Annotated in this window: 13 protein-coding genes; all 13 read left to right on the top strand. The window is 69.9% G+C overall.

What is annotated here, in order from left to right:
- Positions 1-15 precede the first annotated feature (15 nt).
- A complete protein-coding gene (locus ITJ67_RS16060) occupies positions 16-1,641 on the top strand; it encodes an ABC transporter substrate-binding protein (protein WP_194678304.1) in 1,626 nt (541 codons plus the stop codon).
- Positions 1,642-1,877: 236 nt separating this feature from the next.
- Positions 1,878-3,332: an MFS transporter gene (locus tag ITJ67_RS16055; RefSeq protein ID WP_160073744.1), complete on the top strand. Its 1,455-nt coding sequence runs from the start codon at positions 1,878-1,880 to the stop codon at positions 3,330-3,332.
- A gap of 133 nt (positions 3,333-3,465) precedes the next feature.
- Entirely contained in the window at positions 3,466-4,296 is an 831-nt protein-coding gene (locus ITJ67_RS16050) for a MurR/RpiR family transcriptional regulator (RefSeq protein WP_104243669.1), read from the top strand.
- 95 nt (positions 4,297-4,391) lie between these two features.
- Entirely contained in the window at positions 4,392-5,558 is a 1,167-nt protein-coding gene (locus ITJ67_RS16045; RefSeq protein WP_194678303.1) for an ABC transporter substrate-binding protein, read from the top strand.
- Positions 5,555-7,333, top strand: a complete 1,779-nt coding sequence (locus ITJ67_RS16040; RefSeq protein ID WP_323741486.1) for an iron ABC transporter permease — start codon at positions 5,555-5,557, stop codon at positions 7,331-7,333. Before ITJ67_RS16045 ends, ITJ67_RS16040 begins: the two co-directional genes overlap by 4 nt.
- Positions 7,330-8,433, top strand: coding sequence for an ABC transporter ATP-binding protein (locus ITJ67_RS16035; RefSeq protein WP_194678302.1), 1,104 nt, complete (start codon positions 7,330-7,332; stop codon positions 8,431-8,433). Before ITJ67_RS16040 ends, ITJ67_RS16035 begins: the two co-directional genes overlap by 4 nt.
- Positions 8,430-8,990: a histidine phosphatase family protein gene (locus ITJ67_RS16030; protein ID WP_194678301.1), complete on the top strand. Its 561-nt coding sequence runs from the start codon at positions 8,430-8,432 to the stop codon at positions 8,988-8,990. Before ITJ67_RS16035 ends, ITJ67_RS16030 begins: the two co-directional genes overlap by 4 nt.
- 77 nt (positions 8,991-9,067) lie before the next feature.
- Positions 9,068-10,120 carry an aldo/keto reductase gene (locus tag ITJ67_RS16025; RefSeq protein WP_194678300.1) on the top strand — a complete coding sequence of 351 codons (1,053 nt, stop codon included), beginning with the start codon at positions 9,068-9,070 and terminating at the stop codon, positions 10,118-10,120.
- Between the two features lie 144 nt (positions 10,121-10,264).
- Positions 10,265-11,644, top strand: coding sequence for a hemolysin family protein (locus ITJ67_RS16020; RefSeq protein ID WP_160073734.1), 1,380 nt, complete (start codon positions 10,265-10,267; stop codon positions 11,642-11,644).
- Entirely contained in the window at positions 11,637-12,680 is a 1,044-nt protein-coding gene (locus ITJ67_RS16015) for a hemolysin family protein (protein ID WP_160073732.1), read from the top strand. Before ITJ67_RS16020 ends, ITJ67_RS16015 begins: the two co-directional genes overlap by 8 nt.
- Before the next feature lie 159 nt (positions 12,681-12,839).
- A complete protein-coding gene (locus ITJ67_RS16010) occupies positions 12,840-13,829 on the top strand; it encodes a CPBP family intramembrane glutamic endopeptidase (RefSeq protein ID WP_194678299.1) in 990 nt (329 codons plus the stop codon).
- 129 nt (positions 13,830-13,958) lie between these two features.
- Positions 13,959-14,486 (top strand): hypothetical protein, encoded by a 528-nt coding sequence (locus tag ITJ67_RS16005; protein WP_228503118.1) that lies wholly within the window; start codon positions 13,959-13,961, stop codon positions 14,484-14,486.
- Between the two features lie 49 nt (positions 14,487-14,535).
- Positions 14,536-15,339 carry an IclR family transcriptional regulator gene (locus ITJ67_RS16000; protein WP_194678298.1) on the top strand — a complete coding sequence of 268 codons (804 nt, stop codon included), beginning with the start codon at positions 14,536-14,538 and terminating at the stop codon, positions 15,337-15,339.
- The last annotated feature ends 2 nt before the right edge of the window (positions 15,340-15,341 follow it).

Genomic DNA, 15,341 nt, shown 5'->3' with positions numbered 1-15,341 from the left:
CACGACAGGACCGTCATGACCAGACGCCGCTCCATCTTCTCCGCCGCCGTCATCGGCGCGGCCCTCACCTCCCTCCTCCTCAGCGGATGCGCGACCGGGCAGAGCACCGCGAGCGCGGGTTCAGACACCCCCGTCGAGGGCGGCAACCTCGTCCACGCCGTCACCGCGATCGCCGACGGCTGGCAGCAGCAGCAGTCGAACAACTGGTACAAGAGCCAGGTGTGGACGCAGCTCGTCGAGACGCTCGTCTACGTCGACAACACCGGCGAGGTGCACCCGTGGCTCGCCGAGTCGTGGGAGGAGAGCGAAGACGGGCTGCAGTACACGCTCAAGCTCCGCGAAGGCGTCACCTTCTCCGACGGCACCCCGCTCGACGCGGCCGTCGTCGCGAAGAACCTCGAGGTGCTTGGCCTCGGCGACGAGAGCAAGGGCATCACGCGCTCGCCCATCGTTCCAGGCGAGTTCGCGAGCGCAGAGGCCGTCGACGACTCGACCGTGCTCGTCACTCTCAGCGCACCCAACCGCGGGTTCATCCCCAGCCTCGGCTTCTTCGCGGCCGGCATCCTCGGCGAGAGCACCATCGACCTGCCGCTCGACGAGCAGGCGGACCTCGCGAACGTTGTCGGTACCGGAGCGTTCGTCTTCGAGTCGCAGGTACCCGAGCGCGAGATCGTGCTCACGAAGCGCGCCGACTACAACTGGGCCAGCGAGGCGTTCGACCACGAGGGCCCCGCCTACCTCGACTCCATCACCTTCAACGTGCTCGAGGAGGACTCCGCACGCCAGGGCGCCCTCGAGTCCGGCCAGGTCGACTCCGTGCACTTCGTGCAGCCCAGCGAGGAGCAGCGCCTCATCGACGACGGCTTCAACGTCATCTACGGCGAGTACCTCGGCACGCCCATCAACTTCGTCCTGCGCCCCAACGCCGACATCACCAACGACGTCAACGTGCGGCAGGCGATCCAGCACGGCGTGAACCGCCAGGAGATCGTCGACACCGTCTTCAACTCCAATTGGAAGCCCGCCACCTCCTCCGTGCAGGCAGCGACCCCGGGCTGGGTCGACCTCAGCGAGAACCTCGCCTTCGACCAGGACCTCTCGAACTCGCTCCTCGACGAGTCCGGCTGGACTGAGAAGGACGGCGACGGCTACCGGGTGAAGGACGGCACGCGCCTCACGATCCCCGCCTACACGTCGCCGTTCGTGAACGGCTCCGGCCAGATCCTCGAGCTCGCCGCCCAGCAGCTCAAGGCGATCGGCATCCAGCTCGAGATCCGCCAGACGGACGCGAGCACGTACAGCGACGTCTTCGCAGCAGGCGGCACCCCGATCTTCCCCGTCGCCAACTCGTTCCTGGACGCGACGACGCTGCGCCAGTACTGGGGGCAGGACTACACCAACCAGTTCCAGCTGACGGGCGGCGAGCTCGAGGAGCAGCTGCTTGGCGTCTCCCAGACCGCAAACGGCACCGACGAACGCGCGACGAACCTCGCGAAGCTGCAGGAGAGCGTCCTCGAGGAGGCCTACACGGTGCCGATCGTGGACAACTACCAGGTGTTCGTCACGAGCCCCGAGGTGCACGGCATCGAGACCAACGCCGTCGGCCGCCCGTACTTCTACGACACCTGGCTCGGCCAGTAGTCGCCGGCGGCGCGCCTGCACGCAGGCACCGCACCGCACTGGCCAACTTCCGTGATGATTCAGCCCGAATGACGTCCATCCGGGCGGGCAGCCCCGAACCATCACGGAAGTTGGCCGGACCGGGCCGGACCGGGCCGGAGCGGGCCGGAGCGGGCCGGAGCGGGCTCCGACATCCACGCGCACCCCACCGTCCGCGCGTTCCCCTGCGCGCCGCCTCCCGCGCATAGACTCCGCGCATGGCACTCCCAGGCCGCGCCGACGACGGCGCCACCTCACCCAGCGACGCGACCCCGAGCGGGCGGGTCGAGACCGTCGACGGCGGGGCGGCGGTGACGCCGAAGGAACTCAAGAAGCGCGCCACCGCCTGGGCGCTGTGGGACGTCGGCAACTCCGCCTTCCAGGCCGTCGTCGTCACGTTCGTCTTCGCCACCTACCTCGCGAGCGACCTCTTCATCGACCCGCAGGTCGCGGCGCTCGGGGACGCGAACCCGCTCGACCCGCAGTACCTGGCGGCTCAGGCCGCATCCACGAACGTCATCGCGAACCTGAGCACCGTCGCTGGACTGCTCGTCGCGCTCATCGCGCCGGTCCTCGGCCAGCGCTCGGACGGCTCAGGCAAGCGCAAGCTGTGGCTCGGCATCTTCACGGGCATCACGGTGCTCATCATGCTCGCCATGTTCTTCATCCAGCCGGGCGAGGAGTACCTCTTCTGGGGCGCACTGCTGCTCGCGGTCGGCACGATCTTCGCCGAGCTGAGCGGCGTCAACTACAACGCCATGCTCTCGCAGGTCTCGACGCCCAAGAACGTGGGCCGCATCTCTGGCATCGGCTGGGGCCTCGGCTACCTGGGCAGCATCGTGCTGCTCGTTCTGCTGCTCGTGCTGTTCATCCAGTCGTTCGGCGTGGAGGGCCGGAACGGAGTGCTCGGGGTGCCGAGCGGGGTGGATGGGGGTGCGCTCGACATCCGCTTCGCCATCGTGCTCGCGGCCGTCTGGTACGTCGTCTTCGCGCTCCCCGTCATGTTCAAGGTGCCGGAGATCGCGAAGGACGAGAACCGCCCGAAGGTGGGCTTCTTCGCCTCCTACGGCGTTCTCTTCCGCGTGATCGGGAAGCTCGCGAAGAGCGACCCGAAGCTGCTCCTGTTCCTCGCCGCGAGCGCCGTCTTCCGCGACGGCCTGCAGGCGATCTTCGCGTTCGGGGCGATCCTCGCGGCGCAGGTGTACGGCTTCGCGCCGAGCGAGGTCATCTACTTCGCGGTCGCCGCGAACCTCGTCGCCGGCCTCGGCACGCTCGCTGCCGGCTGGTTCGACGACCGCTTCGGCCCGAAGCTCGTCATCATGGCGTCGCTCGTGTCGCTCACCGCGTTCTCCGTGGTGCTCCTCTTCCTGCCGTCCGAGCAGACCGTGTTCTGGATCTTCGGCCTCGCCCTGTGCCTCTTCGTGGGTCCCGCGCAGGCGGCGAGTCGCTCCTACCTGTCGCGCGCGACGCCTCCCGGGCGCGAGGGCGAGCTGTTCGGCCTCTACGCCACCACGAACCGCGTCGCGAGCTTCATCACGCCCGCCCTGTTCAGCCTCTTCGTGTTCCTCTCCGGCAACCCGAAGATGGGCATCATCGGCATCGGCATCGTGCTCGCCGTCGGCTTCCTCATGATGCTGCCCGTGCCGAGCAAGGTGAAGCAGGCGAGCGCGTAGCGCGGACTCCGCGGCGCTCCCGCGGCACTCCGGCGGCGTCTCAAGGAACGCCGAATCGGACACTCGATGAACGACACGTGAACGTGCAGGACTTGCACCCATTGCAAGTTCTTTTGCACTTAGCGTTCCTCGCGTGCTCATCATCAGCCTCGCCAAGCAGCAGGGTCACCTGCTCACGCCGACCGACCGTCGGCTCGTCTCGGCCCTGCAATCGCAGCCGCTCGAGGCGACCTTCTGGAGCGCGGCCGAGCTGACCGGCCCGCTTCAGTTGCACCAGTCCGCGGCGACCCGGCTCGCGCAGCGCCTCGGCTTCGAGGGCTACCCGCAGCTTCGGGATGCGCTGCGCGCCGATTACCACGGCGGCGACGGCCCCTCGCAGCGCATCAGGGGTCGCCTCGAGCGTCATCAGGCGAGCGATGTGCTCGGTGGTTTCGTCGACGACGAGCTCGCGGCGCTGTCCGACCTCCCCCGCCACGTGCAGCAGGGCGAGCTGGATGCGCTCGCCGAGCAGGTGCTGCGCGCCGGCGAGGTGCACCTCTTCGCGCAGGGCAACGCGACCGTGCTCGTCGACCTCATGAGCCGCCGCCTGCAGCGCTTCGGGATGCGCACCGTGCAGCTCACGGGGTCGCGCCGCGACATCGCCGAGCGGATCGCGCGGCTCTCGGCGGGCGACCTCCTCCTGGCCTTCGCCTTCCGCCGGGCGCCCGCCGTGCTCGGGCCGCTGCTCGACGTGGCGGCCGAGGCGGGCGCGCACAGCGCCCTCATCACCGACACCGTCGTGTGGCCCGCCCCGCGCCCGTCGACCATCATCGCCGCGCCCCGCGGCGGCAGCGACGACTACCTCTCCCTGACCGTGCCGATGGCGATCAGCAACGCACTCATCCTCACCATCGCCCGCCGTGCCGAGCCCTCCCTGCGCTCCCTCGACCGCCTCGGCACGCTCCTCGACCGACTCGACTCCTGACCAGCACCACGACCAGCTTCACCCCAGCACCCGGATGCGCCTCGACGCATCCACCCCTCTCCGCTCTGCGCTCCACAGACAACGAAGGAACACCCATGCGCTTCCCCGCCCGCCCTCTCGTGACGTCCGCCGCGGCGCTCACCGCCCTCGCGCTCCTCGCCGGATGCTCCACCAGCCCGACCACCGGCGACGACGACGCATCCGCAGTCGACTGGGACTCCCTCAGCCACGACGAGCTCGTCGCGATGGCCGAAGAGGAAGGCACGGTCTCCGTGTACGCGTTCACGAGCCGCGTCGCGAGCATCGAGGAGAGCTTCGAGGCCGCTTACCCCGGCATCGACGTCGTCTCGAGCGACCTCTCCTCGACCGAGCTCATCCAGCGACTCGCGAGCGAGCACACCGCGGGCAGCACGACCGCGGATGTCGCCTACGTGAGCGACGCCCCGGTCGTCGTCACCGAGCTGCTCGCCGACGGGGTGCTGACGCCCTACGTGCCGCCGCGCGTCGCCGAGTCGCTACCCGCCGAGTTCCAAGCGCCCCTCGTCGCGAACCGCCTCTCGACGAAGGTGCTCATGTACAACGAGGAGGCGCATCCGAATGGCGCCCCGGTCGACAACCTGTGGGAGCTGACCGAGCCGGCCTGGGCGGGCAAGGTCGTCATGGTCGACCCGAACGTGCGCGGCGACTACCTGGACCTCGTGACGGAGATGTCGCTGCGCGCCGACGAGATGGCGGCCGCGTACGAGGAGCACTTCGGCACGCCGGTGGTGCTCGACGAGGGAGTGGACGACGCGGGCCTGCAGTTCATCTCCGAGCTCTACGCGAACGACGTCGTGCTCGTCGATGACACCGACACGGTCAACGCCGCGATCGGCGCCACTGGCCAGGCGAACCCTCCCGTCGGCTTCACCTCGTACTCGGACCGCCGCGACAACGAGGACGAGGGATGGGCGCTGCAGGTGGCCGCGAACGTCGCCCCGTCGCCCGGCATCGCGTTCCCCGCGATGCTCGGCGTCACCGCGAACGCCCAGAACCCGGCAGCCGCGCGACTCCTCATCGACTACATGATGGGCGACGACACCGAGACGGGCGGAGAGGGCTTCGAGCCGTTCTACGTCGCAGGCGACTACCCCACGCGCAGCGACGTGGTCGCGCCAGCCGACGCCGTCTCGCTCGAGGAACTCGGCGCGTGGCGCATCGAGCCGGAGTCGTCCGCCGAGCGCCGCGACGAGATCGCCGACTTCCTCCTCAGCATCCAGTGACGCTCCTCACCAGGTCCATCGGTCGCGGCCCCACCCCCGCGCGGGGCCGCGGCTGGCGGACGGTCGCATCGCGAGGCCGCATCGGCGTGCTCGCGGCGGTCGTCATCGCCATCCTCGTCGTCCTCGTGGCGCTCCCCCTCGGCGGCCTCGTCGCCGCGACCGTCGGCGAGCGGGGTGCGGGCGCGTGGGGCGACGTGTTCGTCGGGCGCATCGCGGGCAACCTCTTCTGGCAGCCGCTCGGGAACTCGCTGCTCGTCGGCCTCGGAACGGGACTCCTCTCGACCGTGATCGGCGCCTTCCTCGCCTGGGTCGTCGTCATGAGCGACGTGCCCGGCCGGAAGATCATCGGCGCGCTCGCCGCCGTGCCCTTCGCCCTGCCGAGCTTCGCCATCGCGCTCGCCTGGGAGACGGTCTTCCGCAACGACCGCATCGGCGGCTCCCCCGGCCTGCTCCAGTCGTTCGGCATCGCGGTTCCGGATGCGCTGGCCTGGGGAGTCGTGCCGATCACGCTCACGCTCGTCGCGCACTACTTCTCGCTGTCGTTCCTCGTCGTCGCCGCGGCCCTCGCGAACGTCGGCGGGGACCTGCTCGCGGCCGCCGAGCTGACCGGAGCCTCCAGGCTGCGCATCGCCCTGCGCGTGACGCTGCCCTCGGTCGCCCCCGCGCTCCTCTCCGGGTTCCTGTTGGCCTTCGCCGAAGGGGTCAGCAACTTCGCCGTGCCCGCCCTACTCGGCCTGCCCGTCCGCTTCCAGACCCTGAGCACCCGCCTCTACGGGTCCATCTCGACGGGCGACGTCGAACGCGGCTACGTGCTCTCGATCCTCCTCGTCGTCATCGCGGCGGCCGTGCTCTTCCTCGGCACGAAGGCCACGGGGCGCGGCTCGTTCGCGACACTCACCGGAAAGGCGACGCGGGCCCGCGCCGTCAGGACCGGTGCCTGGCGCATCCCGCTGCTCGTCGCAGCATCCACGCTGGTGCTGGTCACGGCGATCGTTCCAGGCATCGTGCTCGCCGTGAGCACCGTGCTGCGGCGCACTGGGCGCGTCGACGGCGGCTTCACGCTGCACTTCTGGACCGGCGGGTCCGACCCCGGCATCGCGCAGGGCGTGCGGGGCATCCTCACCGACCCGACCGTCATCACCGCGCTCGGCGGCACCCTCGCACTCGGGGCCTCCGTCGCGGTCGGGGCGATCATCCTCGGCGTGCTCGGCGCCTACGTGCTGCGTCGCCTCCCGCGAGCGCGCGTCACGTCCGGGACGATCTCGTTCCTGTCGTACGTGCCCTTCCTCATCCCAGGCGTCGCGTTCGGGGCCGCGTTCATCGCGCAGTTCGGAACGCCGATCGGCCCGCTCCCCTCGCTCTACGGCACCTTCTGGATCCTGGTCCTCGCGGGCGTCGCGGCGAGCATCCCGTTCGCGTTCCAGACCTCACGGGCCGCGCTCGGCCAGGTCTCGAACGAGCTCGAGGAGGCAGCGACCGTCGCCGGGGCCCGTGGACCGCGACGGCTGGCGCGCATCCTGCTGCCACTCTCGGCCAGGGGCGTGGTGGGCGGAGGCGTGCTCGTCTTCGTGACCATGGTGCGCGACCTGTCGCTTGTCGTGCTGCTCGTCACGCCAGCCACCCCGCTGCTCTCGACCATGACCTTCCGGTACGCCTCCGAGGGGTTCACCCAGCACGCCAACGCCATCACCCTCATCATCGCCGCCATCTCGGTGGCCGCCACCCTTCTCGCCCGCAGACTGCAGGGCGACCGAAACGCCGGGAGCACCACGTGACCGCCATCACCCTCGACCGCCTCGCGAAGGCATTCGGCCGCCAGAGCGCGGTGCGCGACATCGACCTCGAGATCCCGGACGGCGCCTTCGTCGTGCTGCTCGGGCCGTCCGGATGCGGGAAGACCACGACGCTGCGCATGCTCGCGGGGCTTGAGGAGCCATCGTCGGGGCGCATCCGCTTCGGCGACCGGGTCGTCGCCGACGGCGACACGGGCGCGTCCGTTCCGGCGAGCAAGCGCGGGCTCGGCATGGTGTTCCAGAGCTACGCGCTGTGGCCGCACATGCGCGTGCGCGACAACATCGGCTGGCCGCTCAAGGTCGCCGGCTGGGGCTCCGCCGAGCGTGACGCTCGCGTCGCCGAGGTACTCGGCATGCTCGAGCTCGACGGCCTCGCCGATCGCTTCCCGGCCGAGCTCTCCGGCGGCCAGCAGCAGCGCGTCGCCATCGCCCGCACCGTCGCGCCGAAGCCCGGCGTGCTCCTCTTCGACGAGCCCCTCTCCAATCTGGACGCGCGCCTGCGGCTCGACACGCGGGCCGAGCTCGTGAAGGTGCACCGGCTGAGCGGTGCGACGAGCGTGTACGTCACGCACGACCAGGTGGAGGCGCTCGCCATGGCGACCCACATCGCGGTGATGCGTGATGGGGCGATCGAGCAGTTCGGCACGCCGCAGGAGCTGCTCGATCGGCCCGCGACCGCGTTCGTCGCCTCCTTCCTGGGGAGCCCCGCCAAGGTCATGCTCCGCGGGGAGGTCGGCCGGGGGCGCCTCTTCCGAGGCGTGGCACCGCTCGCCGAGGTGCCCGGCGTCCCGGACGGGACGACGCTCCACGCCATGTACGCGCCGGAGTCGATCTCGGTCGGGGCCGGCGGGCTCCTCGAGTTCGAGGTGCTCGAGTCGACCCCGGTCGCGGGACGATGGATCACGACGGGCCTCGCTGGCTCCGACCGCCTCTCGATCGTCACCGACCGGGCCCACCAGCCTGGCGAGGCGACGCGCCTGCAGCCGCCGGAGCATCCGGACGCGATCTTCTCGGCGGAGGGCTCGCGGCTCGCGACCGCCGGGGACGCGGCGGGGACCGAGCTCGCAGGGGCGACCCGATGACCGCGCTGCTGCTGGTTCGCCACGGCGCGACCTCGTGGACCGCCGAGCGCCGCCTGCAGGGGCGCACCGACATCGACCTCACCGCCAAGGGCCGAGCGGATGCGGCGGCACTGCGGGACGCCGTCTCGGTGTGGGCCCCCTCCAGCGTGGTCGCCTCGCCGCTGCTCCGTGCTCGCTCCACAGCGTCGGCCCTCAGCGACCTCGAGCCGTCGATCGACGAGCGCTGGGCGGAAGCGACGCTCGGCGAATGGGAGGGGCGCGTGCCAGCGGAGATCGGGCCGGACTACGCCGAGTGGCGTGCGGGGCGGCTCGTGCCGCCTGGCGGCGAGTCGGCGCCGGCGCTTCGAGCCCGCATCGAGGGAGCAGTCGCCGATGCGGCTCGCCGGCCCGGACCGGTGCTGGTCGTCACCCACGGTGGCACGATCCGCGCGGTCCTCGCGCGCTACATCGGACTGACCGCGGACGTCATCGAGCCCGTCGCCGCGCCGAGCCTCACGGCGATCGACGTGCAGCTCGACGGCTCGGCTCGGCTCGTCGCCTTCAACGTGGCGCGGTAGCGAGCCGCGCCCCGAGTATTACCCCCGGGGCGCGGCTCACTGGCGAAATGTCGGTGGTCAGCACGAGACTTGACGCCATGACGAACAGCTCGGCAGGCAAGCTCCCCACGACGCTCCTCGGCGACGGCCTCGTGACGACCGTGCAGGGCTACGGCGCGATGAGCCTCAGCGATGCCTACGGGCCCATCGACGACGCGCAGGCACTGCGCACGCTGCAGCACTCGGTCGATGCGGGCATCACGTTCCTCGACACCGCCAACATCTACGGCGACGGCCGCAGCGAGCGCACCATCGCGAAGATCTTCCCGGCACAGCGGGAGCGCATCCAGCTCGCCACGAAGTTCGGCATCACGAAGGGCGACGGCGTCGGCAAGCGAGGCGTGCGCGGCGACCGCGAGCACGTCCGCGAGCAGGTCGAGCTCTCCCTCAAGCGCCTCGGCACCGATCACATCGACCTCTACTACCAGCACCGCGTCGACCCGAACGTGCCGATCGAGGACACGGTCGGGTTCGTCTCCGAGCTCGTCGCCGAAGGCAAGGTACGCCACATCGGGCTGAGCGAGCCGACGGGCGCCGAGATCATCCGCGCGGCCGCCATCCACCCGATCTCCGCGGTGCAGAGCGAGTACAGCATCTTCAGCCGCGACCTGGAGGCGCACGTCATCCCCGCCATCCGCGAGGTCGGAGCAGGGTTCGTGCCCTACTCGCCCGTCAGCCGCGGCCTGCTCACCGACTCCTGGGCGGAGCTCGACGCCGTCTCCCCCAATGTGCGCGCCAACTTCCCCCGCTTCTTCCCCGAGAACCTGCCCGTGAACCGCGCGCTCGCCGGCGAGGTCGCCGCCGTCGCCCAGCAGCTCAGCGAAGTGCACGACCGCCACGTCTCGGTCGCCGAGGTCGCCCTCGCCTGGGTGTACGCGAAGTCGGCGGAGTTCGGCGTGCGCGTGTCCCCCATCCCGGGAACCCGCAGCCCGCAGCGCGTCGACGAGAACCTGCGTGCCATCGGCCTCGAGCTGAACGGCGAGCAGCTGCAGCAGCTGGACGCGCTCGCCGACCAGGTCATCGGCCACCGCTCCGCCGACCCAGCCTGGACCTCCCAGGGCCGCGAAGAGGCCCAGCTCACGCGCTCCTGACCAGGCGGATCCCCAGCTTTCCGAGTTGCGGGCAAACGAAGGCCAACTAGAATCTCTCCTCATGGAAGACCCTCCCAGTCATAGTCCCAAGCCTCTCGACGTTCCGGCCGACCCCTCGGCCGCCACAGTCTGGAGGCACCACGCATGAACGAATGGGTGATGCTCGGCATCGGCCTCGTTCTCACAGTAGGAACCGGGTTGTTCGTCGCGAGTGAATTCGCGCTCGTCAACCTCGACCGAAACGAACTCGAAAAACGGCAAAGCCGCGGAGAGAAGCGACTCGGGCCCACCATCAAGGCCCTGAAGATCACGTCGACGCACCTCTCCAGCGCGCAGCTCGGGATCACGCTCACGACCCTGCTCACGGGATACACGTTCGAGCCGGCCGTCAGCTCCCTCCTCGAGGAACCCCTCACCGGCGTCGGCGTTCCCGCGGGCCTCGTGCCCGTCGCGGGGGCCATCGTCGGCATCATCCTCGCGACGCTGTTCTCGATGATCATCGGCGAGCTCGTCCCGAAGAACTTCGCACTCGCCCTCCCCCGGGCGACCGCGAAGGTCGTCATCCCGTTCCAGGCGCTCTTCACGACGGTGTTCAAGCCCGTGATCCTGCTCCTGAACAACACCGCGAACGCCATCATCCGCTCCATGGGCATCGAGCCCAAGGAGGAGCTCTCCGGTGCCAGAAGCGCCGACGAGCTGTCCTACCTGATCCGCCACTCCGCGCTCTCCGGCCTGCTCGAGGAAGACGACGCGGCCCTGCTGCGGCGCACCCTCAAGTTCGCCGAGCACGACGCGTCCGACGTCATGACGCCCCGCGTGCGCATGGCGAGCGTGGAAGTCGACGACACGGCGCAGGCGATCATCACCCTCGCCATCGAGACCGGCTACTCCCGGTTCCCGGTCGTCGACGGCACCCCGGACAACATCACGGGATTCGTGCACGCCAAGCAGGCGTTCGCGGTCGCCGTGGAACGTCAGACCGAGGTCACCGCGGGCGAGCTGCAGACCGAAGCGCTCCGCGTGCCGGAGTCGATGGGCGCATCAGCCCTGCTGACCCTCCTGCGCGCCGAACGCCACCAGGTCGCCGTCGTCGTGGATGAGCATGGCGGCACCGCGGGCATCGTCACGCTCGAAGACCTCGTCGAGGAGATCGTCGGGGAGCTCGAGGACGAACACGACCGACACCAGACCGGGTTCATCCGGCGCGGCCGCTCCGTCACGTTCGACGCCTCCTGGCGCCCAGACGAGGTCCTCGACCGCCTCGCCATCGAGGTGCCGGAGGACGGCGACTACGACACCGTCGGCGGATTCATCACCGACACCCTCGAGCGTCTCCCCGAGCTGGGCGACGAGGTCGCCATCGAGGCGGGCATGCTGCGCGTCGAGCGCATCGACGGCACCCGCATCGTGCGGGTGCGGTACCTGCCCAACGAACCGGACGGCGACCAGAGCCTCATGACGAACCAGGAGCTTGCGCTCGACAGAGCTCACGACCGAGTCAAGGAGGTGATGACCAATGAGTGAGTACCTGCCAGGAATCCTGTGGCTGTTCGTCCTCCTCATCGGCAACGCCTTCTTCGTCGGCGCCGAGTTCGCCGTCATCTCGGCGAAGCGATCCCAGATCGAGCCCCTCGCCGAGCGGGGCAGCCGCGCCGCGAAGACCACCCTGTGGGCGATGGAGCACGCGACGCTCATGCTGGCGACGAGCCAGCTCGGCATCACCGTCTGCTCGCTGCTCATCTTGAACGTCTCCGAGCCGGCCATCCACCACCTGCTCGAGATCCCGCTCGGGCTCACCGCGCTGTCGGCCGAGGCCATCAGCGTCATCGCGTTCGCGGTCGCCCTCGTGCTGGTCACGTTCCTGCACGTCGTGTTCGGCGAGATGATCCCCAAGAACCTCGCGTTCTCGGTGCCTGACCGCGCGTCCCTCCTGCTCGCCCCGCCCCTCGTCGTGGTCTCCAAGATCTTCAACCCGATCATCTGGAGCCTCAACACGATCGCCAACGGCGTGCTGCGCCTCTTCAAGGTCGAGCCGAAGGACGAGGCGACGAGCACGTACACGCTCGAGGAGGTGGCCGGGATCGTCGAGCAGTCGACCCGAGAGGGAACGCTGAGCGACACGTCCGGCACGCTCGCTGGCGCGTTCGAGTTCACCGAGAAGAAGGTCAGCGACGTGGATGTGCCCATCGCCGAGATGGTGCTCCTGCCGGCAGGCGCGCGCCCCATCGACGTGCAGAAGGCGGTCGCCGAGCACGGCTTCTCCCGCTACGTCGTCACCGACGAGCGAGGTGAGCCGACGAGCTACATCCACATGAAGGACGTCATGGACCTCATGGGTGCTGACGCCTTCACGTCGCCCATCCCGCAGAAGCGGCTTCGGAGCCTCGTCTCCGTGTCGCGCGACGCGGAACTCGAAGACGCCATGGCGGTGCTCCGCGACCGCGGCGCGCACGTCGCCAAGGCCCTCGACTCCGATGGCAGGGTGACGGGTCTCCTGTTCCTGGAGGACGTCCTCGAGGTGCTCGTCGGCGAGGTGAACGCGACCACCGCGGCCGCGTAGCCCACCGCTTCGATCTCGCAGAAGGGGATGCTCCCGCTCGGAAACGGGCGGGAGCATCCCTTTTCCGCATCTGCTGCCGCTGCCGCTGCCGCTGCTGCCTCTCGCCGCGTTGCTCGCGTTTCTTTGACAGGATGCGTTCGATGACGCCAGGCTGGAACGGTGCAGACGACAACGCCGACAACACCGTCCACCCGCGACAAACTCGCCGTCGGGGTCTTCCTGGCGCTGGCGTTCGGCCTCTCCTGGCTGGTCGCGCTCCCCCTCTGGCTCGGCGATGGGCTCGCCAACCCCTGGTTCCCCGTCATCTCGATCGCCATGATGCTGACCCCGGCAATAGCCGCCCTCGTCACGGTGTTCGCCGTCGAGCGCCCTGCACGGCCGTGGCGCACGCTCGGCATCGTGCCGCTGAAGCCGGTGCGCAGACTCATCGCGTACCTGGCGCTCGCCGTCGTCGTTCCGGTTGCCCTCATCTTCGCCGCCCTGCCCATCGGAGCCCTCTTCGGCGTCTACTCCATGGACCTCGTGAACTTCTCCGGCTTCCAGGCGATGCTCGACGAGCAGCTCGCCGCCGAGGGCGTCGGCAACCTCGAGCTCCCCATCCCGGTTGTCGTGCTCGTGCTGCTGCAGCTCGTGAGCATCCCCGTCGGCGCGTTCCTCAACCTCATCCCCGCCCTTGGCGAGGAGCTGGGGTGGCGCGGCTGGCTGCTCCCGAAGCTCCTGAGTCTCGGCACCGTCCCCGCGCTGCTCATCTCGGGCGTCATCTGGGGCCTCTGGCACGCACCGCTGATCCTCCTCGGCTACAACTACGTGGATGCGCCGGGCTGGCTCGGGCTGACCATGATGGCGGGGATGTGCATCCTCGTCGGGGCCGTGTTCGCGTGGCTCCGCATCCGCTCGGAATCGGTGTGGCCGGCGGCCCTCGCGCACGGAGCCTTCAACGCCGCAGCGGGCTCGTACCTGCTTTTCGCCGCGGCTGGCGAGCGGGTCGACACGACGCAGGCCACGATCCTCGGCTGGACCGGATGGATCGTGCCGCTCATCTTCGTGGCCGTGCTCCTCGCGACGAAGCAGTTCGCGCCACCCAAGCCCGCGCCGGCTCTGCCCGGCCAGCAGTCGGAGACGAGGAGTCAGCAAGAAGCAGCCTCGTGACCTCCTGAACCTGCATCCGGCTCACTCCTGAGCGGCGGGAAGGGGGAAGGGCAAGGGGAAGGGCCGCAAAGGGAAAGCAGGGGCAGGAACAGAGGGCAAGGGCGCAGGGAGAGGGCGCAGACTTGGCGGATGCAGACTTCACCGCCAGCAGACCACCGACCGGCCCGCTCCAGCGCGCCACAGGACGCGCGCACGGTGCACGCGGGGCGCACGCCGCGGACCTCGGTGCCGCGTACGATCGCCCGCGTGGTGCTCGGCGGATTCCTGCTGTTCGCGGGAACCGCGCACCTGTCGTTCGCACGCGCCGAGTTCCAGGCACAGGTGCCGACGTGGCTGCCGCTCGACGCGGACTTCGTCGTGCTCGCCTCCGGCGTCGTCGAGGTGCTGCTGGGGCTGGCGCTCATCGCGGCGGGCCGCTGGCGGGTCGCCGTCGGCTTCGTCGTCGCCGCATTCTTCCTGGCGGTCTTCCCCGGCAACATCTCCCAGTACGTCACGGGGACGGATGCGTTCGGCCTGGATACGGACGCGGCCCGACTCCTCCGCCTGCCGTTCCAGGTGCTACTCATCGCTCTGGCGCTCTGGTCGACCGCCGCGTGGCGCGACCGACGCGAGCTGCTCACCCCGTTCCGGCGCGACGACGCCCAGGGCCAGCGCTGAACCACGCCGTCGTGGGCGGCCGAGCGGGCCGATGCTCTAGATTCCATGTATGACTGATTCCGGCAGCGCAGCCCCGCCCGCCACCGGGAACTCGGGCGTCGCCCCGCTGCTGGTGCTCGGCAAGATCACGGACATCCTCGACAGCTTCACGCTCGAGTCGCCTTCGCTGTCGCTCGCGGAGATCCGCACGAAGACCGGCCTCCCCACCTCCACGACGCAGCGTCTCGTGACGAACCTCGTCGCGCAGGGCTTCCTCGACCGCGACGACGACCGTTTCCGGATCGGGCTGAAGATGGCGTACTGGTCTGCGCCAGCCGTCCGCGGCATCAAGGCGATCGACCTCCTCGCGCCGCTCCTGCGCGAGCTGCGTCAGGCGACCGGCGAGAGCGCAACCCTCTTCCGGGCGGACGACGACTACCGCGTCTGCATCGCAGTCGACGAGACGCGGCATGAGCTGAAGCAGGATGTCCACGTCGGCAAGGTCGCGCCGCTCACGGTCGGTTCCGCGGGCCGGGTCCTGCTCGCCTGGAACGCGGACCTCCGCGAGAGCATCCTCGCCCGACCGATCCCGGACCTCGCGGCGAGCACCATCACCGACCCGGTCGAGCTGCGAGCCGTGCTCGAGCAGACCAGGAACGACGGGTTCGCGATCACCCGCAACGAGCGCATCGACGGCCTCGTCGGGGTGGCGGCCCCGGTATTCGAGCCGAGCGGACGGGTGCGGATGGCGCTGGGAGTGAGCGGGCCGGCCGCCCGCATCCAGCCGCAGATGCTGGAGGACTGGGCCCCGATGCTCGTCGAGACGGCCGAACGCGCGACGCGCCTCATCGGCGGTCGCGCTCCCGCCGAGTAGCG

The organism is Pseudoclavibacter sp. VKM Ac-2867, from assembly GCF_015351275.1.
In the GTDB taxonomy this organism is placed as follows: Bacteria; Actinomycetota; Actinomycetes; order Actinomycetales; family Microbacteriaceae; genus Pseudoclavibacter.
Note: the sequence above shows the minus strand (reverse complement) of the source record. Positions and strands in the feature narration are given on the sequence as shown.